A 6,254-nucleotide genomic window follows, 5' to 3' on the forward strand; every position below is an offset into this window, starting at 1 on the left:
TGCAGCCGTCGCTGTCGGGCGGCACGATCGAGGAGAACGCGTGGGTCGACACGCCGGTCGATTCCGACGGCGACGGCACGCGCGACCGCATCCACGTGCGCATCGTGCGCCCGACCGAAACCGCGAACGGCGCACGCACCCCCGTCATCGTGCTCGCGAGCCCGTACTACGCGGGCCTCGCCGACAGCCCCGACCACAACGTCGACGTCGAACTCGACGGCACGCCGCATCCGGCCGCCAATGCGGCAACGGCGGCCACGGCAGCGACCGGCGCCTCCGCACGCATCATGGCCGCCGCGCCGCAGGTGCGGATGCTGCAGCAGGTCGAAGCAGCCGCCGCCGGGCGCTCGTGGATCGAGGGCTACTTCATCCCGCGTGGCTTCACGATCGTCTATGCGGATTCGCTCGGCACCGCCGGCTCGGACGGCTGCCCGACGATCCTCACGCGCGACGAATCGGTTGCGATGGCATCGGTGATCCGCTGGCTCGGCCGCGACGCGACCGCAAAGGACGCGAACGGCAAGACGGTCGTCGCGAACTGGTCGACGGGCCACGTCGGCATGTACGGAGTGTCGTACGACGGCACGCTGCCGAAGATGGTCGCGAGCCTGCGCACGCGCGGGCTCGACGCGATCGTGCCGGTCGCCGGGCTGACGAACATGTACGGCTACTACCGCTCGGGCGGGCTCGTGCGTGCGCCGGAAGGCTATCAGGGCGAAGACGTCGACGTGTACATCAAGGCGCTGCTGACGAACGCGCATCCGGAGCGCTGCACGCACCTGATCGATGAAGCGTTGCAGCAGGAAGACCGCAAGACCGGCGACTATTCGCCGTTCTGGGCCGCGCGCGACATCCCGACCGCGTTCGCGGTCGCGCCGGCGCTCGTCGCGCAGGGGCTGACCGACGACAACGTGCGCGTCGACCAGTCGACGGCGTGGCATCTCGCGATGCGGCGCCAGGGCGTGCCGACGCAGCTGTGGCTGCATCGCCTGAAGCACACCGACCCGACCCGCGTGCCGGCGATGGCCGATGCGTGGACCGCGGAGGTGAACCGCTGGTTCACGCGCTACCTGATCGGTTTCGACAACGGTGTCGAACGCGATCCGCGCGCCGTGATCGAGCAGGCGGACGGCACGCTGCTGAAGGAAGCGGACTGGGCCGCCCGCCACGCCACGTCGGTCACGTATTTCGCGGGCGGCGACGGCGCGGGCACCGGCACGCTGCTGCGGCTGCCGAGCGGCGGCCCGCTCGCGCGCTTCACCGACGATGCGCGCATTACCGCGCTCACGCTGGCGAACACGCCGACGGGCGAGAACCGCAGCCGGTTCGAATCCGCGCCGCTCACGGCCGCGACACGCCTTTCCGGCGCCGCGACCGCACGCGTCAGGCTGACCTTCTCGGCGGTGGCCAACGTGACGGCCCTGCTGGTCGACCGCGCGCCGGACGGTACGGCCACGATCGTCACGCGTGCGTGGACCGATCCGCGCAACCGGTTCTCCGAGTGGCGCTCGGAGCCCGTGCTGCCGGGGATGCCGTACGACCTGAAGCTGACGTTCATGCCGCGTGACTACAAGCTGGAAGCCGGCCACCGGCTGGGGCTCGTCGTGCTGTCCAGCGACAACGAGGCCACGCTGCGGCCGACGCCGGGCACGGGCCTGACGCTCGATCCGGCCGGCACGTCGGTAACGGTGCCGCTCGTGTCGTCGTGACCTGAAGCAAGTGATGCGCATGCGGTCGGGAACGACCGCATGCGCAACATCGATCGTCTGTCGGGGTGCTTCACGGGCGGCGGAACGTCGTCATCCCGTGAACACGCCGTCTGCAAAATCGCTGATTCACACGGGTACGTCATGCACCGCGCGCGAATTGGCAACCGGCATGACCCGGTTGCTCCAGGGCCGCAGCAAGCGGCAAGCGCGACGGGCCCGATCGACGCTCAGTGCGCCGCCAGGCGCTTGAGCACGACATCCAGCAGGACCTTCGCGCCGTCGACGAGCTGGTCGTCGTCGGTATGCTCGCGCGGGTTGTGGCTGATCCCGCCACGACTCGGCACGAAGATCATCGCCGCAGGCGCGATGCGCGCGATCATTTGCGCGTCGTGGCCGGCACCCGACGTCATGCGCCGGTTCGAGAATCCCATCCGCGCGGCCGACGCCTCGATCTCCTCGGCAAGCCCCGCATCGAACACGACCGGTTCGAACCGGACCAGACGTTCGGTCGTGATCCTGACACCCTCCTCCGCCGCCACCTTGTCGAGATAGTCGGCCAGACGCAGCTCCGCGTCCTGCAGGCGCAGCTCGTCCGGATCGCGAAGATCCACGGTGAACACGGCCTTGCGCGGAATCACGTTGATGACGTTCGGCTCGATGCGCAGCATGCCGATCGTCGCGAGCGTCGTGCCGCTCGCCACCGCCAGCTCGCGCAGGAAAGTCGCGATCGCCGCCGCCGCCCAGCCCGCGTCATGCCGCAGATGCGTCGGCGTCGTGCCGGCATGGTTCGCATTCCCCTGCACGGTGACCTGTTGCCATGAAATGCCCTGCAGGCTCTCGACCACGCCGATGCGAATCCGCTCGGCCTCGAGGATCGGCCCCTGTTCGATGTGCAGTTCGAGGTATTCGTGCGGCACGATCGCGCCCGGTTCGAGATCGCCGGCATAGCCGATCCGCGCGAGTTCGTCGCCCAGGCGCGTGCCGTCGATGCCGACCGTGTCCAGCGCCGCGTCGACCGGCATGCCGCCGACATGGACGAGCGAGCCCATCATGTCCGGCTGGTACCGAATGCCCTCTTCGTTGGTAAAGGCGCCGATCGTGATCGAGCGGCGCGGCTTGAGCCCGGCGTCGCGAAACGCGCGCACGACGGCGAGGCCGGCCAGCACGCCATAGCACCCGTCGAGTGCGCCGGCGTTTTTCACGGTGTCGATATGCGAGCCCATCATCAACGGGCGCTCGCTGCCGTCGTCGGTTGCCGAACGCAACGTGCCGAAAATGTTGCCGATGCGGTCGATCCGGACGTCGAGATCCAGTTCGCGCATCCATTCGACGACGAGATCACGGCCGACCCGCTCGTCGTCCGTCAGCGCGATACGGGTCCGGCCGCCTGCGTCGGGATCGGCACCGACTTCGCCGAGCCGTCTCAGCTGGTCGAGAAGCAGCGCTCCATCCAGCTCGAGCGCGGGCTGCGGTACGACAGGGGTATGCATCGATCGTCTCCATGTGCGGCACGCATCCGGCCAGTTGCCGGACGTGATGGAGTGAAATGTTATTTCAGCTGGATCGATATTTCGGCTCTCAATTGGCCATCTGGACGCAACTTTTTTTCATCTTCGCGCGCCGGTTCCGTACAAATACGTGCCGACTTCAGGTTCGACGCACGGAAGCAGCCGGATCTGCCGCACGAGCCGCCGTCACAGCGGCATGCGCACCGGCTGCCCCGTGACATGCCGTGGCGCGTCGTCGGGAAACTGCCGCACCATCGGACGCCTGATCCGGCCGGCCAGTCGGTGACGGTGCCGCTGGCTTCATCGTCCACGGATGCGTAGCCCCTCGCCGGCTTCCCGCGTAACGGCACGGCCGCCCCCGCCTGCGCGCCGGTCGGTGCCGGCGGGAGCGCGCTGCACGAAGGGAACACCTGCGATAGGCTGCGAAAGTCGCATGCCAACGGTGAATCCACATGATCCCCATCAGCGCCAAAGCCATCGTCCGCGACGGCCGATCGGTCCTGTTCCTGCGCAATCCGCGCGACGAATGGGAGTTGCCGGGCGGCTGGCCCGAAGCGGGCGAATCGCTCGAAGAAACCGTCACGCGCGAAGTGCAGGAGGAATGCGGGATCGTCGCATCGACGATCCGCTACGTGGCAAGCCGTTCGTGCGAGGTCGTGCCAGGCAAGCGCGTGCTCATCGTGTGCTTCCAGTGCCAGGTCGATCGTCATGAAATCGTCCTGAGCGACGAGCACAACCAGTTCACGTGGATCGACCTCGATGCCGACAAGCCGGCGAACCTGCCGGCGTTCTATTGGGAATTCTGCAAGCAGGCGGCCTGATGCGCGCCTGCTGCGTCGCCCTCACACCGGCGTGAGCACCGGCTGCCCCGCGAAATGCCGCGCGGCGTTGTCGATGAACTGCTGCACCGAGCGGTCGAGCGCCTCGGGCGACCAGCCGCCCATGTGCGGCGTCAGCACGACGTTGTCGAGATCCGTCAGCGCGCGCGGCGGCTCGGGTTCGCCTTCGTACACGTCGAGCCCCGCGCCCGCGATGCGCCCTTCGCGCAACGCGTCCGCCAAAGCAGCGGTATCGACAACGCTGCCGCGTGACACGTTGACGACGAACCCGCCGGGGCCGAGCGCGTCGAGCACCGCGCGATCGATCAGGTGCCGCGTGCCCGCGCCGCCCGGCGTCGCGACGATCAGGAAATCGGCCCACCGGGCGAGCGCGTCGACGCGGTCGAAATAGCGGTAGGGGACGTCCTTCGCCGAACGATTGTGATAACCGGTCTCGATGTCGAAGCCGGCCGCACGGCGCGCGCACTTCTCGCCGATCTTGCCGAGCCCGACGATGCCGAGCTTCCTGCCCGACACGTTCGGCGGCATCGCAAGGCCATCGCGCCACACGCCCGCGCGGGTTTTCGCATCGAGCTGCACGACGTTGCGCACGGCCGCGAGCAGCAGCGCGAACGCGTGATCGGCGACGCAATCGTCGTTGGTGCCCGCGCCCGTGACCACGGTAACGCCGCGCGCCTTGGCGTGCGCAACGTCGATGTGCTCGTAGCCGGCGCCGAGCGCGCTGACGAACGTGAGTTGCGGAAGACGATCGATCTCGGCAGCGGTGAGCCCCGTGCTGCCGTTGGTCAGCACCGCGCGTATCGTGCCGCCGTGTTCGGCGATCGCGCGTTCGCGTGCTTCGGATGTCGGGGCAAGGCGCACGTCGAACGACGCGGCGATCTCGCGATGCGCGTCGCCGCGCAATGCGATGAGAACCAGCAACTCGGGCTTCATGTCAGGAAGTGTCGGCAAGGCGGGAACGGATTTCAGTGTAACAAGCCCGCACGACGGATGCGGGTAATCCCCACACGGGCTGTGGGCACGCCGCCTCACCTGGTTTGCCAAAGCCGGCTCAGTCAAGTAACTTTCGGCGTACGCCCCCGTCCTGGAGAATGGCCCGTATGAAGCTCGCCCTGCCCGCCCGGATCCTGGGCCTCGCGCTCGCCGCTACCCTCGTCGCGCCCGGCGCGCATGCCGACACGCCCGTCGTGGTGTCGTCGAAGATCGACACCGAAGGCAACCTGCTCGGCAACCTCATCGCGCAGGTGCTGAAGGCACATGGCATCGCCGTCACCGAGAAGATCGCGCTCGGCACCACGCCGATCGTGCGCAAGGCGCTCACGAGCGGCGAGATCGACATCTACCCCGAATACACCGGCAACGCCGCGTTCTTCTTCAACAAGGCCGACGATCCGCTGTGGAAGAACGCGAGCCAGGGCTACGACACCGCGAAGCAACTCGACTACGCGGCGAACCACCTTGTATGGCTCACCCCGGCGCCCGCGAACAACACGTGGGGCGTCGCCTTGCTCGCGCCGGTCGCGCAGTCGCAGCACCTGAAGACCTTCTCCGAATTCGGCAAGTGGGTGGCGGGCGGCGGCAAGGTGAAGCTCGCGGCGTCGGCCGAATTCGTGAACAGCGCGTCGGCACTGCCGTCGTTCGAGAAAGCGTACGGCTTCAAGCTGAAGCCCGACCAGCTCGTCGTGCTGTCCGGCGGCGACACGGCCGCGACGATCAAGGCCGCCGCGAACCAGACCGACGGCGTGAATGCCGCGATGGTCTACGGCACCGACGGCGGGATCTCGTCGAGCGGCCTCGCGGTGCTCGACGACGACAAGCACGTGCAGCCCGTCTACGCGCCCGCGCCGGTGATCCGCGAAGCCGTGCTGAAAGCGCATCCGCAGATCGCCGACTACCTGAAGCCCGTATTCGCGAGCCTCGACCTGAAGACGCTGCAGACGCTGAACGCGCGCATCCAGATCAACGGCGAACCGGCCGCCGGCGTCGCGAAAAGCTACCTGAAAGCGAAGGGCTTCGTTAAATGACCGGTCGCGCGGCAGCGTCCGCGCGGCGCATCACGGCGGACAAGGTCGGCATCCTGATCGGCGTCCTGACGATCGTCGCCGTGCTCGGCCTGCCGTTCGCGGTGCTGCGGCCGAACCGCATCGCGGCCGGCACCGACCTGTCGGTGTTTGCCGCGCTACCGGCCCTGCAAGGCG

The 6,254-nt window shown here is 68.1% G+C and carries 5 protein-coding genes and 1 pseudogene; 4 read left to right on the top strand and 2 right to left on the bottom strand.

Annotation, left to right across the window (positions count from 1 at the left end; genetic code table 11):
- On the top strand, nt 1-1,709 hold a 1,709-nt coding region (locus JYJ84_RS25865), incomplete at its 5' end, for a Xaa-Pro dipeptidyl-peptidase (RefSeq protein WP_205189604.1).
- A gap of 227 nt (nt 1,710-1,936) precedes the next feature.
- On the opposite strand, the gene JYJ84_RS25870 is transcribed toward JYJ84_RS25865, so the two are convergent.
- Complete coding sequence (locus JYJ84_RS25870) at nt 1,937-3,199, bottom strand: Zn-dependent hydrolase (RefSeq protein ID WP_175223386.1); 1,263 nt, start codon at nt 3,197-3,199, stop codon at nt 1,937-1,939.
- Nucleotides 3,200-3,669: 470 nt separating this feature from the next.
- Between JYJ84_RS25870 and JYJ84_RS25875 the strand changes: the two genes are divergently transcribed.
- Entirely contained in the window at nt 3,670-4,038 is a 369-nt protein-coding gene (locus JYJ84_RS25875) for an NUDIX domain-containing protein (RefSeq protein WP_175223387.1), read from the top strand.
- A 21-nt stretch (nt 4,039-4,059) separates the two neighbouring features.
- On the opposite strand, the gene JYJ84_RS25880 is transcribed toward JYJ84_RS25875, so the two are convergent.
- Nucleotides 4,060-4,989, bottom strand: a complete 930-nt coding sequence (locus JYJ84_RS25880) for a 2-hydroxyacid dehydrogenase (protein WP_174961835.1) — start codon at nt 4,987-4,989, stop codon at nt 4,060-4,062.
- A 167-nt stretch (nt 4,990-5,156) separates the two neighbouring features.
- On the opposite strand from JYJ84_RS25880, the gene JYJ84_RS25885 reads away from it, so the two are divergent.
- Nucleotides 5,157-6,080 (top strand): ABC transporter substrate-binding protein, encoded by a 924-nt coding sequence (locus JYJ84_RS25885; protein ID WP_174961833.1) that lies wholly within the window; start codon nt 5,157-5,159, stop codon nt 6,078-6,080.
- A pseudogene (locus JYJ84_RS37940) lies at nt 6,077-6,254 on the top strand (ABC transporter permease); the annotation flags it as partial. The gene JYJ84_RS25885 and the pseudogene JYJ84_RS37940, both read left to right, overlap by 4 nt.

The organism is Burkholderia sp. LMG 13014, assembly GCF_905232215.1.
Lineage (GTDB): Bacteria > Pseudomonadota > Gammaproteobacteria > Burkholderiales > Burkholderiaceae > Burkholderia.